This is a genomic window from Cutibacterium acnes (assembly GCF_003030305.1).
Lineage (GTDB): Bacteria > Actinomycetota > Actinomycetes > Propionibacteriales > Propionibacteriaceae > Cutibacterium > Cutibacterium acnes.
Map to the genome: position 1 here is coordinate 1,935,406 of NZ_CP023676.1, position 17,140 is coordinate 1,952,545.

Annotated in this window: 19 protein-coding genes and 1 pseudogene; 5 read left to right on the forward strand and 15 right to left on the reverse strand. The window is 60.1% G+C overall.

The genetic code is table 11. The features are described from left to right. Window positions 1-814 precede the first annotated feature (814 nt). The gene (locus CPA42_RS09675; protein ID WP_002516078.1) at window positions 815-1,432 is read left to right on the forward strand and encodes a superoxide dismutase; all 618 of its coding nucleotides are present in this window, start codon (window positions 815-817) and stop codon (window positions 1,430-1,432) included. Between the two features lie 149 nt (window positions 1,433-1,581). Here CPA42_RS09675 and CPA42_RS12945 read toward each other — a convergent pair whose 3' ends face one another. Next, the gene (locus tag CPA42_RS12945; protein WP_002519637.1) at window positions 1,582-1,767 is read right to left on the reverse strand and encodes a hypothetical protein; all 186 of its coding nucleotides are present in this window, start codon (window positions 1,765-1,767) and stop codon (window positions 1,582-1,584) included. Window positions 1,768-1,813: 46 nt separating this feature from the next. Here CPA42_RS12945 and CPA42_RS09680 point away from each other — a divergent pair, with 46 nt between their 5' ends. The 3 genes and pseudogenes from CPA42_RS09680 to CPA42_RS09695 all read left to right on the forward strand — a co-directional run bounded on the left by CPA42_RS09680 (window position 1,814) and on the right by CPA42_RS09695 (window position 4,727). Then, complete coding sequence (locus tag CPA42_RS09680) at window positions 1,814-2,524, forward strand: beta-galactosidase (RefSeq protein WP_002519638.1); 711 nt, start codon at window positions 1,814-1,816, stop codon at window positions 2,522-2,524. After that, a pseudogene (locus CPA42_RS09685) lies at window positions 2,494-3,018 on the forward strand (discoidin domain-containing protein); the annotation flags it as partial. The gene CPA42_RS09680 and the pseudogene CPA42_RS09685, both read left to right, overlap by 31 nt. A gap of 335 nt (window positions 3,019-3,353) precedes the next feature. Further along, window positions 3,354-4,727 (forward strand): MFS transporter, encoded by a 1,374-nt coding sequence (locus tag CPA42_RS09695; protein WP_002516045.1) that lies wholly within the window; start codon window positions 3,354-3,356, stop codon window positions 4,725-4,727. Between the two features lie 15 nt (window positions 4,728-4,742). Here CPA42_RS09695 and CPA42_RS09700 read toward each other — a convergent pair whose 3' ends face one another. The 12 genes from CPA42_RS09700 to secY all read right to left on the reverse strand — a co-directional run bounded on the left by CPA42_RS09700 (window position 4,743) and on the right by secY (window position 14,048). Then, the gene (locus CPA42_RS09700) at window positions 4,743-5,375 is read right to left on the reverse strand and encodes a hypothetical protein (RefSeq protein ID WP_002519640.1); all 633 of its coding nucleotides are present in this window, start codon (window positions 5,373-5,375) and stop codon (window positions 4,743-4,745) included. Then, window positions 5,375-6,592 (reverse strand): glycosyltransferase, encoded by a 1,218-nt coding sequence (locus CPA42_RS09705; protein WP_002516031.1) that lies wholly within the window; start codon window positions 6,590-6,592, stop codon window positions 5,375-5,377. The genes CPA42_RS09700 and CPA42_RS09705 overlap by 1 nt, the downstream gene beginning before the upstream one ends. 109 nt (window positions 6,593-6,701) lie before the next feature. Further along, on the reverse strand, window positions 6,702-7,265 hold the full coding sequence (gene rplQ, locus CPA42_RS09710; protein ID WP_002516013.1) for a 50S ribosomal protein L17: 564 nt from the start codon (window positions 7,263-7,265) through the stop codon (window positions 6,702-6,704). A 304-nt stretch (window positions 7,266-7,569) separates the two neighbouring features. Next, complete coding sequence (locus tag CPA42_RS09715; protein ID WP_002514831.1) at window positions 7,570-8,586, reverse strand: DNA-directed RNA polymerase subunit alpha; 1,017 nt, start codon at window positions 8,584-8,586, stop codon at window positions 7,570-7,572. A 242-nt stretch (window positions 8,587-8,828) separates the two neighbouring features. Continuing rightward, a complete protein-coding gene (rpsD, locus tag CPA42_RS09720) occupies window positions 8,829-9,434 on the reverse strand; it encodes a 30S ribosomal protein S4 (protein WP_002514832.1) in 606 nt (201 codons plus the stop codon). Window positions 9,435-9,464: 30 nt separating this feature from the next. After that, a complete protein-coding gene (rpsK, locus tag CPA42_RS09725) occupies window positions 9,465-9,872 on the reverse strand; it encodes a 30S ribosomal protein S11 (protein ID WP_002514833.1) in 408 nt (135 codons plus the stop codon). Window positions 9,873-9,943: 71 nt separating this feature from the next. Continuing rightward, window positions 9,944-10,315, reverse strand: a complete 372-nt coding sequence (rpsM, locus tag CPA42_RS09730; protein WP_002514834.1) for a 30S ribosomal protein S13 — start codon at window positions 10,313-10,315, stop codon at window positions 9,944-9,946. Between the two features lie 378 nt (window positions 10,316-10,693). After that, the gene (gene rpmJ, locus CPA42_RS09735) at window positions 10,694-10,807 is read right to left on the reverse strand and encodes a 50S ribosomal protein L36 (protein ID WP_002514836.1); all 114 of its coding nucleotides are present in this window, start codon (window positions 10,805-10,807) and stop codon (window positions 10,694-10,696) included. Between the two features lie 78 nt (window positions 10,808-10,885). Continuing rightward, on the reverse strand, window positions 10,886-11,107 hold the full coding sequence (gene infA / locus CPA42_RS09740; RefSeq protein WP_002514837.1) for a translation initiation factor IF-1: 222 nt from the start codon (window positions 11,105-11,107) through the stop codon (window positions 10,886-10,888). Between the two features lie 214 nt (window positions 11,108-11,321). After that, entirely contained in the window at window positions 11,322-12,161 is an 840-nt protein-coding gene (gene map / locus CPA42_RS09745; protein WP_002516086.1) for a type I methionyl aminopeptidase, read from the reverse strand. Window position 12,162: 1 nt separating this feature from the next. Further along, window positions 12,163-12,732, reverse strand: coding sequence for an adenylate kinase (locus tag CPA42_RS09750; protein WP_002515951.1), 570 nt, complete (start codon window positions 12,730-12,732; stop codon window positions 12,163-12,165). Beyond that, window positions 12,729-14,048, reverse strand: coding sequence for a preprotein translocase subunit SecY (secY, locus tag CPA42_RS09755; protein WP_002514840.1), 1,320 nt, complete (start codon window positions 14,046-14,048; stop codon window positions 12,729-12,731). Before secY ends, CPA42_RS09750 begins: the two co-directional genes overlap by 4 nt. Window positions 14,049-14,218: 170 nt before the next feature. Here secY and CPA42_RS09760 point away from each other — a divergent pair, with 170 nt between their 5' ends. After that, window positions 14,219-14,857: a hypothetical protein gene (locus tag CPA42_RS09760; protein WP_002514841.1), complete on the forward strand. Its 639-nt coding sequence runs from the start codon at window positions 14,219-14,221 to the stop codon at window positions 14,855-14,857. On the opposite strand, the gene CPA42_RS09765 is transcribed toward CPA42_RS09760, so the two are convergent. Both CPA42_RS09765 and CPA42_RS09770 read right to left on the reverse strand, forming a co-directional pair. After that, window positions 14,847-16,205 carry an MFS transporter gene (locus CPA42_RS09765; RefSeq protein ID WP_002516079.1) on the reverse strand — a complete coding sequence of 453 codons (1,359 nt, stop codon included), beginning with the start codon at window positions 16,203-16,205 and terminating at the stop codon, window positions 14,847-14,849. The genes CPA42_RS09760 and CPA42_RS09765 overlap by 11 nt on opposite strands. Before the next feature lie 79 nt (window positions 16,206-16,284). Beyond that, window positions 16,285-17,031 (reverse strand): glycerophosphoryl diester phosphodiesterase, encoded by a 747-nt coding sequence (locus CPA42_RS09770; RefSeq protein WP_002516074.1) that lies wholly within the window; start codon window positions 17,029-17,031, stop codon window positions 16,285-16,287. Between the last annotated feature and the right edge of the window lie 109 nt (window positions 17,032-17,140).

Genomic DNA, 17,140 nt, shown 5'->3' on the forward strand with positions numbered 1-17,140 from the left:
TCTCTCTGTATCCGATCCAACTTGTTTGATCCTTGGCGACCGGAACATATAACAACACATGGGGCCACACGCCCCACGACGCATAATCTTACAGTTAACCGCCATCGAGACTCAAACAGCTTAATCTTAGTTATACCCATACCAGTACGATGGATATTGTCGTTGTGAGCGATCGGGGAAGCCGACCCGGGCGAGGTGCCCAAAAAACCATCACCAACACCACGACACCGGGTGCGACAAGGCGAGACATTCATGCGGACACTAAATCCCCCTCAAAACTCATACAGATCAGCATGCAGAACGCTACTCATGAACACGAAGGGCGAATGACAATTTGCCGTGATGAATTATTACAGATGACGCCATCGTCGATCACCCGCCTATCACGAATCAAAGTTATTTCCGTGCGTGATCCAAAAGTTAGCGTCACGCTGCCCAGAAGATCTTTCCCGACTCGTGCTGCGGTCATCACATGGCGTTCTCCGTATCAACGGCATGTAAAACATCGGTCTCATCACACACGGCAACCCATCCGGGGCGGTGCCCTGAAATCCGGCAGAACCGGGCAAGCCCCGCGTGCCTCCGTGGCGTCAAACCGTCGCCTTCGCCTCCAATCGGCGACGTCCGAGCACACCCATCGAGGCCCCCGCGCCCATAGGCTACGGCCGAATAGGACCAGTTCCTCCACAGCACGTGAAAATCTCGCAAACACGGGAATCATGGAGACAGGTTCGGTGTTGCACCACGTAAGCGGCTCTGCCAAGGGCCACGTCATGACGGACGTCGTGACGTATCTCGTTCCACAGGAGGAAGAATGGCTGTTTACACCCTTCCCGATCTCGACTACGACTACGGCGCACTGGAGCCCCACATCTCGGGCAAGATCATGGAACTGCACCATGACAAGCACCACAACACCTACGTTCAGGGTGCCAACACCGCCCTGGAGAAGCTGGCCGAGGCCCGCGAGAAGGGCGACTTCGGAACCATCAACAAACTCGAGAAGGACCTGGCCTTTAACCTCGGCGGCCACATCAACCACTCCGTGTTCTGGAAGAACATGTCCCCTCATGGGGGCGGTCGTCCGGAGGGCAACGAACTCGCCGCTGCGATTGACGAGTTCTTCGGTTCCTTTGACAGCTTCAAAAAGCAGTTTGAGGAAACCGCTAAGGGCGTTCAAGGCTCCGGTTGGGGCATGCTCGTGTGGGACGTGATGGGTCAGCGCCTCAACACCATGCAGCTGTTTGACCACCAGGGCAATCTGCCGTCAACCCAGATCCCGATCGTCCAGCTCGACATGTGGGAACACGCCTATTACCTGCAGTACCAGAACGTCAAGGCCGACTACGTCACTGCCTGGTGGAACGTCGTCAACTGGACCGACGCCGAGCAGCGGTTCGTCAAGGCCCGTTCGATCACCGGTTTGTTCTGATCCGTAGGCCCTGAAGGTCCCGTACATTTTTCATCGTCGCTGGCCGCGTCCCCACACGGACGCGGCCAGCGATGTGCCCAGGTTGCACCAACGTGTCCGGCGAATCAGATCGGACTGCATGAACGTGCACCCGAGCTGAGCGCTTGAACTCACGCGTCCATATGCCGCTGATAGCTTCGATTGCGCGTGAGGCGCTGAGGCCCCGCGCCCACCACGAGGTGGTTCGCCCACATGACGGAGCCGTCCATGCGCAAAGCCGAGCATCGCCATTCCTTATCCCGGACGATGGCCGCACTGACCGCGGTCGCCTGTGCCTCAACCTCCCTTGCCGCCACACCTACCACAGCTGCGGCAACGTCACCGTCACAGACACCGAAGGCGATGTCATCGGCGCCTTATATCTTCCCGGGCAACGACGGAAAAGCCCACAAAGTCGCTTGGGACAAGCACTCGTTCACCATCGACGGCACCCGGTTGTCGATCTGGTTCGGGGAACTGCACTACTGGCGCCTCCCCTCCCAGCAGGCGTGGCGCGACGTCATGCGCAAAGCTCGCGCGAACGGTTTCAACGCCATCTCGTTGTACTTCTTCTGGGGCCTGCACCAAGAATCCGCTGACGGCAAGTTCGACTTCTCCGGCATTAAAGACATCGACAAACTGCTCACCATCGCCGAAGAGGAGGGTCTGTACGTCATCGCCCGACCCGGCCCCTACATCAACGCCGAAATCTCCATGGGCGGCCTCCCCGCCACCATGAGCAACCAGCCCGGGCCTCTGCGTGGCACTGCGAACCTGGCGCGCTCAAAACAATGGCTGCATGCATTCGACGTCATCGCCCGCAAGCACCAAGTGACGACCGGCGGCGGTTCCCTGCTCATGTACCAGGTGGAGAACGAGCTGCTCGACGAGAGTTCCGACCGATCCGCCTTCCTCAAGGCGCTGACGAGCTACGTCCGGGCCGACGGCATCACCGTCCCGCTGTTCACCAACGACTACTCAATGGCCGGGCATCGGCCGCCGTTGACGGTAATCCAAACACGTTCTGGCACTCCCGCTGGGAGGCACCCGTTGCGACCTATCCGCATACCTTGACGGTCGACCTCGGTCGCAAGTACGCATTGTCGGCGATGAGGTGGGTCTCCCGCCGGGGCAATCCCAACGGCCGAGTCAAGACTCTCGTCTTGGAGTTCTCGACCGACGGTTCCCATTGGACCGGCAGACAACCAGTCGCTCTGCCCTCCAGCTCTTACCCAACGATCGTCAGCCTTCCGAAACAGGCGGACGCACGGTATGTGCGAATCACGATGGCCTCACCTCAGGATGCCTCCCAGCCCTTCGCGGCGATCGGTGAGGTGACCTTCGCTGGCCTCGCAAACGGCCATGCCGATCAGCCCCGGCACGATCCGACGGCGCACACGTGGGCCCCGCCGGCTCACTGTCAGGTGACGCCCGAACCTTCTCCCACGGGGCGCCCCACCACGATACAACCCACCGCGACTCCCGCGAGCGGTTCCACAGCGACCCCGACCGGTACCGCTTCCCAGGCAAGTACGAGGCCCACGAGGCTTCCTGCGACGGGACGCTAAGGACAAGAGTTCCTTTCATGACGCACGCGCAACTAGATGTGTCCCCATGTGTCCGGAGTGCCCGCGCCCAGCCGCCCGCGACACTTCCGGGCTGAGACACGGTCTTGTCTTACGAGGGGCCCGTCACAGCGATGGGCCCCTCGTCGTGCATCCGGGACAGGATTCACATCACCCTCGAATCCCAGCGCCGCGACCCCCATGACCAGTACGGTGAACAGATGGGCCGGAAACCACAGTAACGGTCCTAGAACCACGGAAGGGCATATCGGTCGACCGACGGGTCCGCTCTACATTGCTTCGTGGTGCACTGTCCGCCACCGGAAGGGGCTGCCACAATGGCCGCCAACATCCCGCTTACGAACACCGCCAATTTGACGCCCGACACGCAATTGGCGTCAGCACCAATCTCCCCCGAATCCAGACGTTTCCTGCGCCATGTCACAGCCGCCACCGCTTTCGGTGGCGGGCTCGACGGCTTCGACCTGGGCGTCATTAGCGTGGTCATCTTGCACATCAATCACGACCTCGAGCTCACCCCCGCTATGGAGGGGCTCGTCGGTGCCGCGAGCCTACTGGGCATCTTCATTGGTGCCCCACTCTTCGGCTTCCTCACCGATAAGTTCGGACGCCGCAGGATGTTCCTCGTCGACATTATTGCTTTCATCGTTATCGGCGTCGGGCAGGCTTTCGCGACGGGTGGAGTCTCCCTAGGGATCCTCAGATTCCTTTTAGGGATGGCCATCGGAGCCGAATACTCGATCGGAGCACCGATGCTTTCAGAGTTTGTTCCGGCCCGGGAGCGTGGATCGAAGCTGGCCTTCCTCGAACTATGCTGGCGCATCGGCTTCCTTATCGCTGTCCTATTGGGGTATGCGCTGCTGTGGTCTGGAGTGTCGTGGAAAGTCATCTTGGCCACTTCAGTAATCCCAGCCCTCATTGTGCTCGGGCTGCGAATCGGTCTTCCAGAATCCCCGCGCTGGTTGCTGCGTCACGGCCGTGAGGCCGAAGCACGTGAGATCGTCGAAAAGCACATGGGTCCGAAATACTTCGCCGCCGAACAGCTCAGCGACGAGTCGGTGGACGGGAAAGGCTACCGCAAGCTGTTCCGCAAGGGTCAACGGCGGCGCACGATCTTCGTCTGTATTTTCTGGACGTGCATCGTCACCCCGTATTTCGCGATCTTCACCTACGCTCCGAAAGTGCTGGAATCCCTCAACGTGAAGTCTCAAGCCGGCGGCACGATCCTCTCCAATACCATTGGCGTCGTTGGCGCGGTCGTCGGTCTGCTGGCGATCGATCGCATCGGCCGCCGACGTATGCTCATCGGGCCGTTCTGGATGCAGACCGCAGTCTTGTTGATTGTCGGGCTGTGGACCGACGCGCCGCCGTGGGTGCTGGTGGTGGGCTTGGCTCTTTTCGCCTTGGTCAACTCCTACAGCGACATTCTTACTGCGGTGTACCCTTCTGAAATCTTCGACACCGACATTCGATCCAGTGGCGTAGGGTTCGGGTCGGCAGTCAGCCGCATTGGTGCCTTCCTTGGCACCTACCTGCTGCCCATTGGCATCGGGACAATCGGGGTCAAGTGGTGCATGGTCATCGCGGCAGGTCTATGCGTCGTTGGCGCTGTGACCGGCCAGACGCTGGCACCTGAGACCATGAACCGGCCCCTGACGAAAACGGCAACCGGAGAGTTGTCACATGCCTGACCCTGGGCCCGGCGCTCAGGCTGACAGCCCAAATGGGCGGTACATCCAACTCTGGATGCCCGATCCCGTCAGCCAGGATTTCCAGACACTAGCAACAACGATCGGGGCCAGAGCGAGGGCGGTATCAATGCTATTGAGCCTGGTGCGATCGAGTACCTCGGTGACGGGGACGAAGGCGACGTTACCAGCGGTGTTACCGGGTCGTGACGCGCAGACGTCGAGCTCTTTTCCCTGGTGTATCACCCGGAGCCAGCTGTGTCCGGTGTGATACCACGGGTGGTGATCCAGACGGACCCGTGCTGCGTGGACTGGACGCACCTGAAACCCCAACTGCTCGAGTATCTTTCCCAGCACAATGTTGTACTGACCTGAATGGCCGTGCCCAGCCGCTAGCGAGGTCTCGGGGCTGAGCCAGAGGTGCCAACACGAGTAGTGGGTGTACATCCGGTGCACGAGTTGGGTTGCTTCATCGACAAGCTCCCAACCCGCCTTCCCGGACGCCCGGCACGCAGCAACGGCGTCGTCGACGGTGCGCACAGGTCGGCCAGCGGGGCCGTCAGGCATGGCCGGCTCAGGGCCGGGAGCCGCCAGGACGACGGGGGTGACGGCAGCCGCCACGCCGGCCAGCACGAGTGGGATCTTCCTCATCACTGCTCCTGGGAGTCGTCGGTTGGGGCGAGGGGGTCTTGGGGGTCCCGCCGCGCGTTGCGACGGTTCACGAGGCGCTGTTTCCAGTAGGGCTTGGCGTCGGGGCGTGCAGCAATCTCGGAATGGATCATGAGCATTGTCTCCACGCTGGCGTCCCAAGTGAACTGTTCAGCTCGGTGTCGCGCGGCGTCCCGCAGTTCTGGACCGAGCCTGGCCGCAAGGCGCTGGGTGGCGTCGGCTAGGCCCACGGCGTCGGGGCTGCCGGCCTCCCCGCTTGTCACATCGACGATCTCGTGGGCGCCACCCCGGTTCGCGGTGACGACCGGGGTGCCACAGGCGAGCGCCTCCAGGGAGGCTAATCCGAAGGTTTCTGCGGGACAGACCGACATCGAAATATCGGCTGCTGCAAAACGCCGGGCAACCTCGTCACGGCCCACGACGAACCCGTTGAAGAAGACCGGAGCGTCGCCGGCCTGCTGTTTCATGGCATCCGTGTCTGGGCCGACCCCGTACATGTCAAGGCGCAGTGGGACCCCGCGTCGATGCAATTCGAGAGCAGCAGCGACGGCCAGCTGGGGGCTCTTTTCGTGGCTCATCCGACCGACGTAGCACAGTCGTAAGATATCGTCAGGGCGCGGAGTTGGCAGTCCTGGTTCACGCTTGTTGGGGTTGAAGGTTTCTAGGTCGACGCCGAGGGGAACCTTGACGAGGCGGGCGCCGGTGTCGGCGAATTCACCCGCAGAGTAATCAGAAGTGACGACGACGACATCGAAGGACTTGGAGAGACGACGATTGAGGGCACCGACGGCAGCTGCGACGCCGAACTGTCTGCGTACCCACATGGTGAGCATGTCGTCGAGGCGTTCGTGACTGAATAGCACCGATCCGATGCCTCGACGTGACGCCCAGCCGGCGGCCGGAGTGAGGGTCCACTTGTCAGAGGACTCAATGGAGGTGGGGCGGAAGCGGTCCAGGATGTCGAGGGCTCGCCAGGGCGTAGCGATCATGCGGTAGCCCGCAGAAACGCGCGGGGCTGCGATCTCGACGGTGATGCCGGATTCTGATTCGGTGATGCGGTCTTTAGGACCCGGTATTACCAGGATTCGCTCGTGACCGGCCGCAACGTACCCCTTTCCGAGAGCGTCGATGGCCACCTTCATGCCGCCGGACACCGGGCCGACAAAGTTGGCGAGCTGAGCGATACGAAAGGTGGTCACCTCTCTAGCCTATGCGGTGAATCTGAACCTCGATACTTAGGGTTGGATCGGGACGCAGGCATAATAAACGCCGGTCCTCACTAGTGGGGACCGGCGTTTTGAAGGAGGATCAGGCCTCAGACTTCTCCTCGGCCTTCTCGTCAGCCTCGGCGGCCTCCTGCTCGTCGGCCACGGGAGCCTGTGCAGCGGCGTCCTCGGCGGGGGCGTTGTGCTCAACGGCAGCGTCTCCGGCTTCGGGCTCGGCGTCCTTGGCCTCGGTAGCGGTGTTGATCTGCGCCTTGGCGTCAGCAGCGCTGGCCGGAGTCTTCGGAGCGACCTTGTCGCTGATGACCTCGATAACGGCCATGGGGGCGTTGTCACCCTTGCGGATGCCAATGCGAGTGACGCGAGTGTAACCGCCGTCACGACCCTCCATGCGGGGGCCGATCTCGGTGAAAAGGATGTGCACGATGCCGCGGTCGGTGATCGTGCGGTTCACGAAACGACGATTGGCAACAGTGTCGGTCTTAGCGCGGTTGATGAGCTTCTCGGCCAACGGGCGAACGCGCTTGGCTTTGGTGACGGTGGTCACGACGCGGCCATGCTCGAAGAGCTGGCTGGCCAGGTTGCGCAGAATGATGCGCTCGTGAGCCGGGGATCCGCCAAGACGGGGACCCTTTGTGGGTTTCGGCATTCTTTTCTCCTTGTGTGTCGGTATGGCGGGCAGGTGGACCCGCCTCAGTCCGGCTGAGGGAGGACGGGCGTCCTCCCCTCCCCTTTCCCGTCATATGACGGATGGGGGTGCGGCCAGGGTCCACCCCCCTGGCCTCCCCTCCGAAGAGAGGAAAATCTTGAGTTGTCACGGTGCAAGGGGGTCGCCCCCGCAATCTCCCCCACCAAGTCAACCCCAAACACAACTAACAACACACTTGCGACTGCGAAAAAGGCCAACCCACGCGGGGGATGCAAGGGAGGTCGCCCCCCTTGCACTTAATAAATCAGTACTGCTCAGTCTCCGCGTAATCGTCGTCATTGGCCTCGTCGTAGGCCTCAGCTGCGGCAAGTGGGTCAAACCCCGGAGCCGAGTCTTTGAGGGCTAGGCCAAGCTCGGTGAGCTTTTCCTTGACTTCATCGATCGACTTGGATCCAAAGTTACGGATGGCCAGCAGGTCCTGCTCAGACCGCGAGACGAGTTCTCCAACAGTATGGATGCCCTCACGCTTGAGGCAGTTGTAGGAACGGACGGTGAGGTTGAGCTCCTCGACCGGGGTGCCGAGGCTCTCGGCGTACTCCTCGTCGACTGGTCCGGAACCGATCTCAATGCCCTCAGCTTCAGCGTTGAGCTCGCGAGTCAGCCCGAACAGCTCAACGAGGGTCTTGCCAGCGGAGGCAATGGCGTCGCGAGGGAGGATGGACGGCTTGGTTTCGACGTCAACAACGAGCTTGTCGAAGTCCGTGCGCTGCTCGACTCGGGTGGCCTCAACCTTGTAGGTGACCTTGAGAACCGGGGAGTAGATCGAGTCGACGGCGATGCGTCCGATCTCGGCATTCGGATCGTCGTTGAGGGCGCTAGAGACGTAGCCGCGGCCACGCTCGACAATAAGTTCCATCTCGAAGCGGCCATCGTCGTTGAGGGTTGCGATGTGCAACTCCGGGTTGTGGATGGTCACACCGGCAGGCGGGTTAATGTCGGCAGCGGTGACCTCGCCGGCACCGGACTTCCGCAGATACATGGCGACCGGCTCGTCTTCCTCCGAGGAGAGCACAAGGCCCTTGAGGTTCAGAATGATCTCGGTGACGTCCTCGACACAGCCCTCAATAGTCGAGAACTCGTGCTGGACTCCCTCGATCTTGATGCTCGTCACAGAGGCGCCCGGGATGGACGACAGCAGGGTGCGACGCAGCGAGTTGCCAATGGTGTATCCGAAACCCGGCTCCAGAGGCTCGATGACGAACTTCGAGCGGAATTCGGAGATGGACTCTTCAGTGAGAGTGGGGCGCTGTGCAATGAGCATATTTTCTACCTTTCACGCCAACCGCTATATGAAGGCGCACAGGGGACACGTTGACGGGGATTCCCGCCGCGATATTCGGTTGTGAGGGGTGGCGGCCGCGACACCCGCGGGCCGCCGCATCGGGGGTCACCCCTCGCAATTCTCCCAGCAAACTCAGGCCAAAACGCGACCACCACCAAACAGGAAGTCACGAACTGGAATTGACCCGCCCGGGGTTGCAAGGGGTCGCCCCTCTGCATAGATCACTTCGAGTAGAGCTCGACGATAGCCTGCTCGTTGACGTCAATGACGATCTGGTCACGGGTAGGCAACTGGTGAACGAGAATACGGCCCTTATTGGGACGAACCTCGAGCCATGCCGGGACGTCGCGGGTCTCGAAGGTCTCGCGAGCGATAACGATCGGGGGAAGGTCCTTGGACTTCTCGCGAACGTCGATGATGTCGTGGGTGCTCACCCGGTAGGAAGGAATGTTGACCTTCTTGCCATTGACCAGGAAGTGGCCGTGGCTGACCATCTGGCGAGCCTGACGACGGGTAGCAGCAAGTCCAGCGCGGTACACGACGTTATCGAGACGCGACTCGAGGATCTGCAACAGGACGTCACCAGTCTTACCCTGGGCGCGGTCAGCCTCCTCGTAGTAACGACGGAATTGCTTCTCCAGGACGCCGTAGGCGTAACGAGCCTTCTGCTTCTCGCGCAGCTGCAGCGAGTACTCGGAGTCCTTGGTGCGACCGCGTCCGTGGACACCCGGGGGGTACGGACGACGCTCGAAGGACTTGTCGTTGCCGACAAGGTCAGTCCCGAGGCGACGGGACTTCTTGGTAAGGGGGCCGGTGTAACGGGCCATTGTGTATCAGTCCTTTGCTCTCGGAGTGGGTCAGACGCGGCGGCGCTTCGGCGGGCGGCATCCGTTATGCGGAACAGGGGTGACGTCGGAGATCGGGCCGATCTCCAAGCCGACAGCCCCCAGGGAACGGATGGCAGTCTCACGACCGGAGCCGGGACCCTTAACGAAGACGTCAACCCGCTTCATGCCATGCTCCATGGCGCGACGTCCAGCAGCCTCAGCGGCCATCTGAGCGGCGAACGGGGTGGACTTACGGGAGCCCTTGAAGCCGACAGTGCCGGCAGAGGCCCACGAGATCACTGCACCCGAGGGGTCAGTAATAGCGATGATGGTGTTGTTGAACGTGCTCTTGATGTGCGCCTGACCGGCGACGACGTTCTTCTTCTCCTTGCGGCGCACCTTGGTCTTGGGTGCACCCTTGTGGCCTGCAGTAGCCATGTGATGTCTCTCCTGAAATCAGTGTGATCTGCGCGTCGGTGACGGTTGGTGAGTGCCCTGTAGGCGATGATTCACTTGGCCTTCTTCTTGGCGACGGCCTTCCTCTTACCCTTGCGGGTACGGGCGTTGGTGCGGGTGCGCTGACCACGAACCGGAAGTCCGCTGCGGTGACGACGGCCCTGGTAGGTGCCAATCTCGATCTTGCGGCGGATGTCAGCAGCCACCTCACGGCGAAGGTCACCTTCGACGTGGTAGTTGGCCTCAATGTGGTCACGCAGTGCCACGAGCTGATCATCGGTCAGCTCGTGGACGCGCAGGTCACCGCTGATTCCGGTGGCCTTCAGGGTCTCGGTGGCGCGGGTGCGGCCGATTCCGTAGATGTAGGTCAGGGCGACCTCGAGGCGCTTGTCGCGCGGCAGGTCGACTCCGATGAGGCGTGCCATGTGGCATCCCTTTCTTGTTCTTTCGACCCGATTGCTCGGGCCGCGAAGGTGTCCGACGTGGAGCGCCCTCGTCATCCCTGAGAACGATGGACAGTGTCTGACTGTCCGACGAGGCCCCGGCCTTCGTCCGGGGGTAGTAGCCCGAATCCGTGCTCGATGGGTTCGAGCGGGGTTCCGGGACGTGCTTCCACGGTGTCCCGAGCATTGCCCGGGAGGTCTGCACCAGCGTGTGTTAGCGGTGCGTTTATTTACTTGTGGAATTAATGTGTTCACCGCTCCCACCTGGATGATGGGCCTGACGGTGGACCTCAGGGGCCGAACCCCTGTATTCCTGCTGACCGTCGCGATGACGATCTGCGATCCCGTCGCGGCGTGGGCTCAGCCCTGACGCTGCTTGTGGCGCGGGTTATCGCAGATGACCATCACGCGGCCGTGGCGACGAATGACCTTGCATTTATCGCAGATCTTCTTGACGCTCGGCTGAACCTTCATGAGATTCTCTTTCGCGTAACGGCCCCCTGGTGGGAACCTGGGTGGTGCGCCGCTAAGCGCTTGGCAATGAGCCGCAGCTCACTTGTGGCGGTAGACGATCCGGCCGCGGGTGAGATCGTAGGGCGACAGCTCAACAACGACACGGTCCGACGGCAGGATTCGGATGTAGTGTTGACGCATCTTGCCGCTAATCGTGGCAAGAACGCGGTGCCCATTCTTGAGTTCGACGCGGAACATGGCGTTGGGCAAAGCTTCAACGACAGTTCCCTCCAGTTCGAGTGCTCCCTCTTTCTTGGCCATTACGTCCCATCTGTCCGCTACCCACACCCCCTGCGGGCGTGGTTGTGGCTCCGCACACACGAAGCCAGCAGGTAACGATACCTTTTCAGCTTCGTCTCCCCAAATTGAAAGGAGCTAAAGGGCACCAGCAGTAACTCACACAGAGGGCACACGTCCCGCCCGTAGTCCACAGTGCTGCCGGAACCCACGGCCCCGGCAGCGCTACAGATCAACCTCAGTCAAGGGGCCCGAATGGCACTCCACGCTTCTCGAGTTCGGCCTGACCGCCATCGGGCTCCGACAACACCCACAAACCTTTACTGGTTACGGCAACGGTGTTCTCCCAGTGGCTAGCCCACGAGCCGTCCACCGTAACAACGGTCCACTCATCGTCCAGGGTCGCGGTGACCTCCGTGCCGAGGGTAGCCATCGGCTCGATGCACAGCACCATGCCCTCAACGATCTTCGGGCCACGTCCGGCCCGCCCCCAGTTGGGAACATCCGGATCCATGTGCATCTCGGTACCGATCCCGTGGCCGGTGTACTCACGAATGATGCCGTAGTCACGGTCATGGGATTCCAGGGATGCTTGCACCGCTGCGGAAATGTCGCCGATCCGGGCTCCAGGCACGACCTTGGCGATACCGGCCCACATCGACTCACGGGTCACCTCGGATAAGGTCCGAGCCTCCTCGCTGACATCTCCCACGAGGACGGTCCGGGCGGCATCTCCATGCCACCCATCAACAATGGCGCCATAATCGATGGAGACGATGTCGCCATCCTTGAGCTCCCGCTCGCCGGGGATGCCATGGACGATCGTCTCGTTAGGGCTCACACAGGCAACACCCGGATAGGGCGGCAGGCCCCAGTCACCCCCGTAATTGAGGAAGTTTGACCTGGAGCCATGCTGCTCAAGGACGTCCCGACCGGCTCTATCAATGTCGGCAGTGGTGGCCCCGGGCACAGCGACCGCTCTCATGGCTTCCAGCCCCTTAGCGACGACGAGGCCGGCCCGTCGCATCGTGCGAATCTGGTCGGGCGTCTTGATCTGGAATCGGTTGCGACCCAACACGTCAGTTCTTGGAATCAAGTGCGGCGAAAATGCGCTGACGCACCTCGTCGATCTCGCCGACTCCATCCACCGGGACAAGGATGCCGGCCGAACGGTAGTGCTCCAGCAGCGGCTCAGTCTGGGAGGAGTAGACCTTCATCCGGTTACGGATAGTTTCCTCGTTGTCGTCAGTGCGTCCCTCAATCTCAGCACGCTTCAGCAGACGCTGAGTGAGCAGCTCGGGATCGACGTCAAGGCTGATGACGGCGTCAAGCCGCTGACCATGCTCTTTGAGGTAGGCGTCAAGGGCCTCGACCTGGTGCATATTGCGGGGGTAGCCGTCGAGCAGGAAACCGTTGGCAGCATCGTCCTGATTGAGGCGATCAACAACGATCGCGTCGGTTAGCTCGTCGGGGACGAGGTCCCCGGCGTCCATGATGGCCTTAACCTTCTTGCCCAGCTCGGTGCCGTTCTTGATATTGGTACGGAACATATCGCCGGTAGAAATCGCGGGCACGCGGTAATGCTCGGCGATGGCGGTGGCCTGAGTCCCCTTGCCTGCGCCCGGGGCGCCCATGATCAGCAATCTCATGATGACAGGAATCCTTCGTAGTGTCGTTGCTGCAACTTGCTTTCAACCTGTTTAACGGTGTCCAGCGCCACACCCACGATGATGAGGATGCTCGTACCTCCGAAGGGGAAATTCTGGTTCGCATGGAGGGAAACGAATGCGAGCGTCGGGATCATCGAAATGAGGCCCAAGTACAAGGACCCAGGTGCCGTCAGCCTCGACAACACATAGGCCAAGTAGTCCTCGGTGGGCTTCCCGGCTCGGATGCCGGGAATAAACCCACCATACTTCTTCATGTTGTCACTCATTTCGACTGGGTCGAAAGTGATGGCCACGTAGAAGTAACAGAAGAAGATAATGAGCAGGAAGTAGGCGATGTTGTACACCGGATGGTCACCGCGCGTGAAGTAGTGACCGATCCACTTTGCCGCGGACGTCTGCGGCCGGAAAGTTGCGTAGAGCACCGGAAGGTACAGGATCGACGAGGCAAAGATGACCGGGATAACGCCAGATTGGTTTACCTTGAGCGGAATGTACGTCGTCGAGCCACCAAACATTCGGCGCCCCACCATCCGCTTGGCGTACTGCACCGGGATACGTCGCTGGCCTTGCTCGATGAATACGACCGCAGCCATAACGGCTAAACCAATCGCGATCACCATGCTGAAGATAAACCACGCGTGAGCCTGACCGGCGCCATTTCGAGCGACCTTGATAGACCACAGCGAGTCAGGGAAACGCGCCGCAATCTGAGTGAAAATCATGATCGACATACCGTTGCCGATACCGCGGTCGGTGATGAGCTCACCCATCCACATGACGATGGTCGTACCGGCCGTCATAGTCAGGATCATGACGACGACTTCGAAGACCGAGGTGGAGTAGACGACTGGCAAGCTGCAGGTGAATAGACGGCCGGAGGTGGCAAGCGTGACGAAGGCCGTTGCCTGCAACAGGCCAAGCACGAGAGTGAGGTAACGGGTGTACTGGGTGATCTTGTTCTGACCGGACGCGCCCTCCTTCTTAAGGGTTTCCAGCTTCGGGATCACGACTGTCAGCAGCTGCAGGATGATCGACGCAGTGATGTAGGGCATGATCCCCAGAGCGAAGATCGCCAACTTCAGCAAGGCGCCACCGGAAAACAAGCTGATCATCGAGTACAGACCGGCGGAGGAACCGGAGCTCGCCTGGGTAACACAGGTGTTGATGTTCGTCACATTGACGTTCGGGACGGGGATGACAGACCCGAGCCGGAACACCGCCAGGATGAACAACGTGAACAGGATCTTGCGGCGAAGATCCGGTGTTCGGAACGCATTGGCGAAGGCGGAAAGCATCCGGGCCCTCTCCCATCTCGTGGACTACTGACTATGCACATCCAACCCCCATGACGCGCTGCTGGCAAATGTCTGGGAGCATGGACGCAGCGGGGGTAGCCTATCAACTTACGAGGGCAATACCCACGTCGCCGTTTATCGTTACTTATCTGACCCCCTTCTGGAGCGCCATGAGACCGCCGATCATCATCTCCTCGCACCGGGGACGGATCGGCGTCGGGGTCATCGTGGCGGTGATCATCGTGCTGACGGTCCTGGACCTCATCAGGTCTGGCCTCGCTGGATTGACTAACCTACCCGCCCTACTGCTCTTCGCGTGGCTGGTGTGGATCATCTGGGGGGTAGCCGAGATTCGGATCGACGACGAGGGGGTAAATATCGTCAACCAGTTCCGCATCTGGGACGTGCCCTGGCGTCGGATCACCGAAGTAACGGGACGTTGGGGCCTGTCACTCACCGCTGAGCGTCGTCCGGATGCCGAGGGAATGCGCAAGCCGAGGACGATCTCAGCGTGGGCCGCCCCGGCTCGTGGCACAGCAACCGCGATGAAGGGCAATGCCGATCACATCCCGCAGATCATCATCGGCTCTGAGACACCCATGAGGTGGTCCCTCGACTCTCATTCGACAGCTCATCTTATCGAGATGGAACGGATCGAGCGTCACCCATCTGGTGCGGTAGCTTCGGCTGAGGGACACGAGGCGACAGGCTCAGGCACGAAGTCCTACGACGGCGAGATCCACGTGCACCCCAATTGGATGACGATTTGCGTCACTGTAGTGCTCGTCGCGACCGTCATCATCGTCTGAGGCTCACCGTACCCAGTTCCGCGGGCGAAGTTGCGGCATCACCAACAGCGTGAATACCAACCGCCTGACGATCACGCTTTTTGACGCGCATGTTCATCAGATCGAGTGCAACCGCACACATGGAACCAACCAGCGCCACCACAAGAGTAATCATGAAGATCTGGTGATATCCGACATAGGCATTTCCACGATGCTTTTCAATTATTCCTGCGGTAAGTGGGTTAGCCCAAAAGATCGAGGCATACGCCAAAAATGATCCCACCGCCATCGCAGACCCATTGACGTGCTCGGGAAGATTCAATTCAGCGACTGGCGCCAAGAGCACAGCCTTACCCATAAAGATACCGAACGCCATGACCATTAACAGGATCATCGCTGGCCACATCATCCCGTCACCAACTGGCAACAACCTCACCGCCAAAGTACCGATCGCAGTAATCAGCAACGCGATACCCATCATCCTGGTCGATGACTTGAACAGATAGTCAGCGAGTACCCCGGCTACCAGCCCGGAAATGATCCCCAACAATCCAGTATTGAAGATACCAAAGGCGCCGGCCACAGCATCAGAAGCCTTGAAGACCAACGAAAGGTAGGGCGCAGACGAGTAAATGAGGTTAACGTAGCACCAGTAAACGCACAACCCAGCCAAGCCCGCAAGCCACACCCGAGGCTTTATCAGCACTGCTACCAGACCCTTGAGCGCCTCCACATTCGCTGATTCCCCCTTGCCTGCGGCGTCACCAGCCACGGCATTCTTAGGGACCCGACGCAGTAACGCGAAGATGAGTGGTACGAGAACGAGAGTGTAGGCGATCGCGAATCCGCGCATCACCGTCGTCGTATGACCAGACCAAAGCGCCAATGCACCAATCACCACGACATTCATGAGAAACTCGACACCGCGGCGAATTGACTCCAGCAGACCCATTGCCAAACCCCGACCCTTCTTGTCCGTATCTTGGGACATGAAGGCGACGCCATTGACCACAGCTGGCCACCCGATAGCGTCCCACACACCCCACGACGCCGCGATGACGATCATGACGTCGAAGGACAAGTTGGGGATCGAGAACAGAATGAGACCAGTGACGAGACGCCACGCACACCACGAGCACAAAATCGAACGAATAGTGAAACGGTTGTTGATCCAGCCGCCCGGCACATAGAGGAACATCGCGATGCCGAGCCACCCCATCAGGATGCCGAATTGGTCGATCCTGATTCCGAGAGTCTCCGTAAGAGGGACGATAAGTGACCCCTTGAAAGCCTCGAATGCCGAATAGATCAGCTGACCCGCCAGTACCACCGTGAGGAACGGCACCGCCCTCGCGCCTCGCAAAAACACTGGGAGTCGGCTACCTTTTCCCGATTCAGATACGTTCGGGTCAGCTAAGGGAACAGTTGTCTCCATGGCTTTCCACTTTTTAATGTGCCGCGACAGTGCCGACCAGCAGATCTGGGACGTCGGATATCACTCCATCGACTCCCCAATTGAACAATTGGTTCGCACGATCAGCGCGGTTGACCGTCCACGCGTTGACTCGAAAACCAGCGTCCTTGAACTGCGCAACACTCCGCTCGGTAAGTGCAGAATCCTCGGGGTGGATGTAAGTGGCTCCCACAAGCTCCAGCATGGAACGCCAATCGTCATAGAGCGCCGCCGTCTCATAAAGACATGCCACGTCCCATTGCGGAGCCGCTTCCTTGAACTTGGATAACAGCACATGGTTGAACGAGCTCACAATCACCTGACGTCCAGGCTTGAGTCTTTCAAGCTCTGCGATCACGGAATCGCGTAACTGAAGCGAACTGCGAGCTCCCTCCTCGTTCGACTTGATTTCAATATTGGCGTTGACACCAGTCTCATTCATGAAGTCGATAAGGTCCGCTAACCGCGGCAGCGGCTCCCCGATGAACTGGGGCGAAAACCATCTGCCAGCGTCAATGGCAGGTAGATCCGAGGCGGTCAACTCATTATAACGACCGCGGCAATTCGTGGTTCGATCCAAGGAGCTATCGTGGATGAGTACCGCGGTACCGTCACCAATGATATCAACATCGGTCTCGATCCACTTGATACCAGCTTCCACAGCGGCTCGGAAAGCTGACATCGTATTCTCAGGCGCACGAGAACTCAATCCTCGGTGCGCAATAACTCGTTGAGTAGACATACAAGATTTCCTTGCGCATAGTAGTTGTGCCAACGTCGGCGGCACAACTGTAGCAGAACCTTGCGAAACACCATGCCGGGAAAACATTCCCAGCACGGTTCTCAACACA

Coding starts and splice junctions, on each gene's coding strand:
- rplQ (WP_002516013.1), bottom strand. CDS start 7,265: ATGCCGAAACCCACAAAGGGTCCCCGTCTTGGCGGATCCCCGGCTCAC.
- CPA42_RS09680 (WP_002519638.1), top strand. CDS start 1,814: ATGTCATCGGCGCCTTATATCTTCCCGGGCAACGACGGAAAAGCCCAC.
- CPA42_RS09770 (WP_002516074.1), bottom strand. CDS start 17,031: ATGTCTACTCAACGAGTTATTGCGCACCGAGGATTGAGTTCTCGTGCG.
- CPA42_RS09760 (WP_002514841.1), top strand. CDS start 14,219: ATGAGACCGCCGATCATCATCTCCTCGCACCGGGGACGGATCGGCGTC.
- secY (WP_002514840.1), bottom strand. CDS start 14,048: ATGCTTTCCGCCTTCGCCAATGCGTTCCGAACACCGGATCTTCGCCGC.
- infA (WP_002514837.1), bottom strand. CDS start 11,107: ATGGCCAAGAAAGAGGGAGCACTCGAACTGGAGGGAACTGTCGTTGAA.
- CPA42_RS09675 (WP_002516078.1), top strand. CDS start 815: ATGGCTGTTTACACCCTTCCCGATCTCGACTACGACTACGGCGCACTG.
- CPA42_RS09695 (WP_002516045.1), top strand. CDS start 3,354: ATGGCCGCCAACATCCCGCTTACGAACACCGCCAATTTGACGCCCGAC.
- rpsM (WP_002514834.1), bottom strand. CDS start 10,315: ATGGCACGCCTCATCGGAGTCGACCTGCCGCGCGACAAGCGCCTCGAG.
- CPA42_RS09715 (WP_002514831.1), bottom strand. CDS start 8,586: ATGCTCATTGCACAGCGCCCCACTCTCACTGAAGAGTCCATCTCCGAA.
- CPA42_RS09700 (WP_002519640.1), bottom strand. CDS start 5,375: ATGAGGAAGATCCCACTCGTGCTGGCCGGCGTGGCGGCTGCCGTCACC.
- rpsK (WP_002514833.1), bottom strand. CDS start 9,872: ATGGCTACTGCAGGCCACAAGGGTGCACCCAAGACCAAGGTGCGCCGC.
- rpsD (WP_002514832.1), bottom strand. CDS start 9,434: ATGGCCCGTTACACCGGCCCCCTTACCAAGAAGTCCCGTCGCCTCGGG.
- rpmJ (WP_002514836.1), bottom strand. CDS start 10,807: ATGAAGGTTCAGCCGAGCGTCAAGAAGATCTGCGATAAATGCAAGGTC.
- CPA42_RS09750 (WP_002515951.1), bottom strand. CDS start 12,732: ATGAGATTGCTGATCATGGGCGCCCCGGGCGCAGGCAAGGGGACTCAG.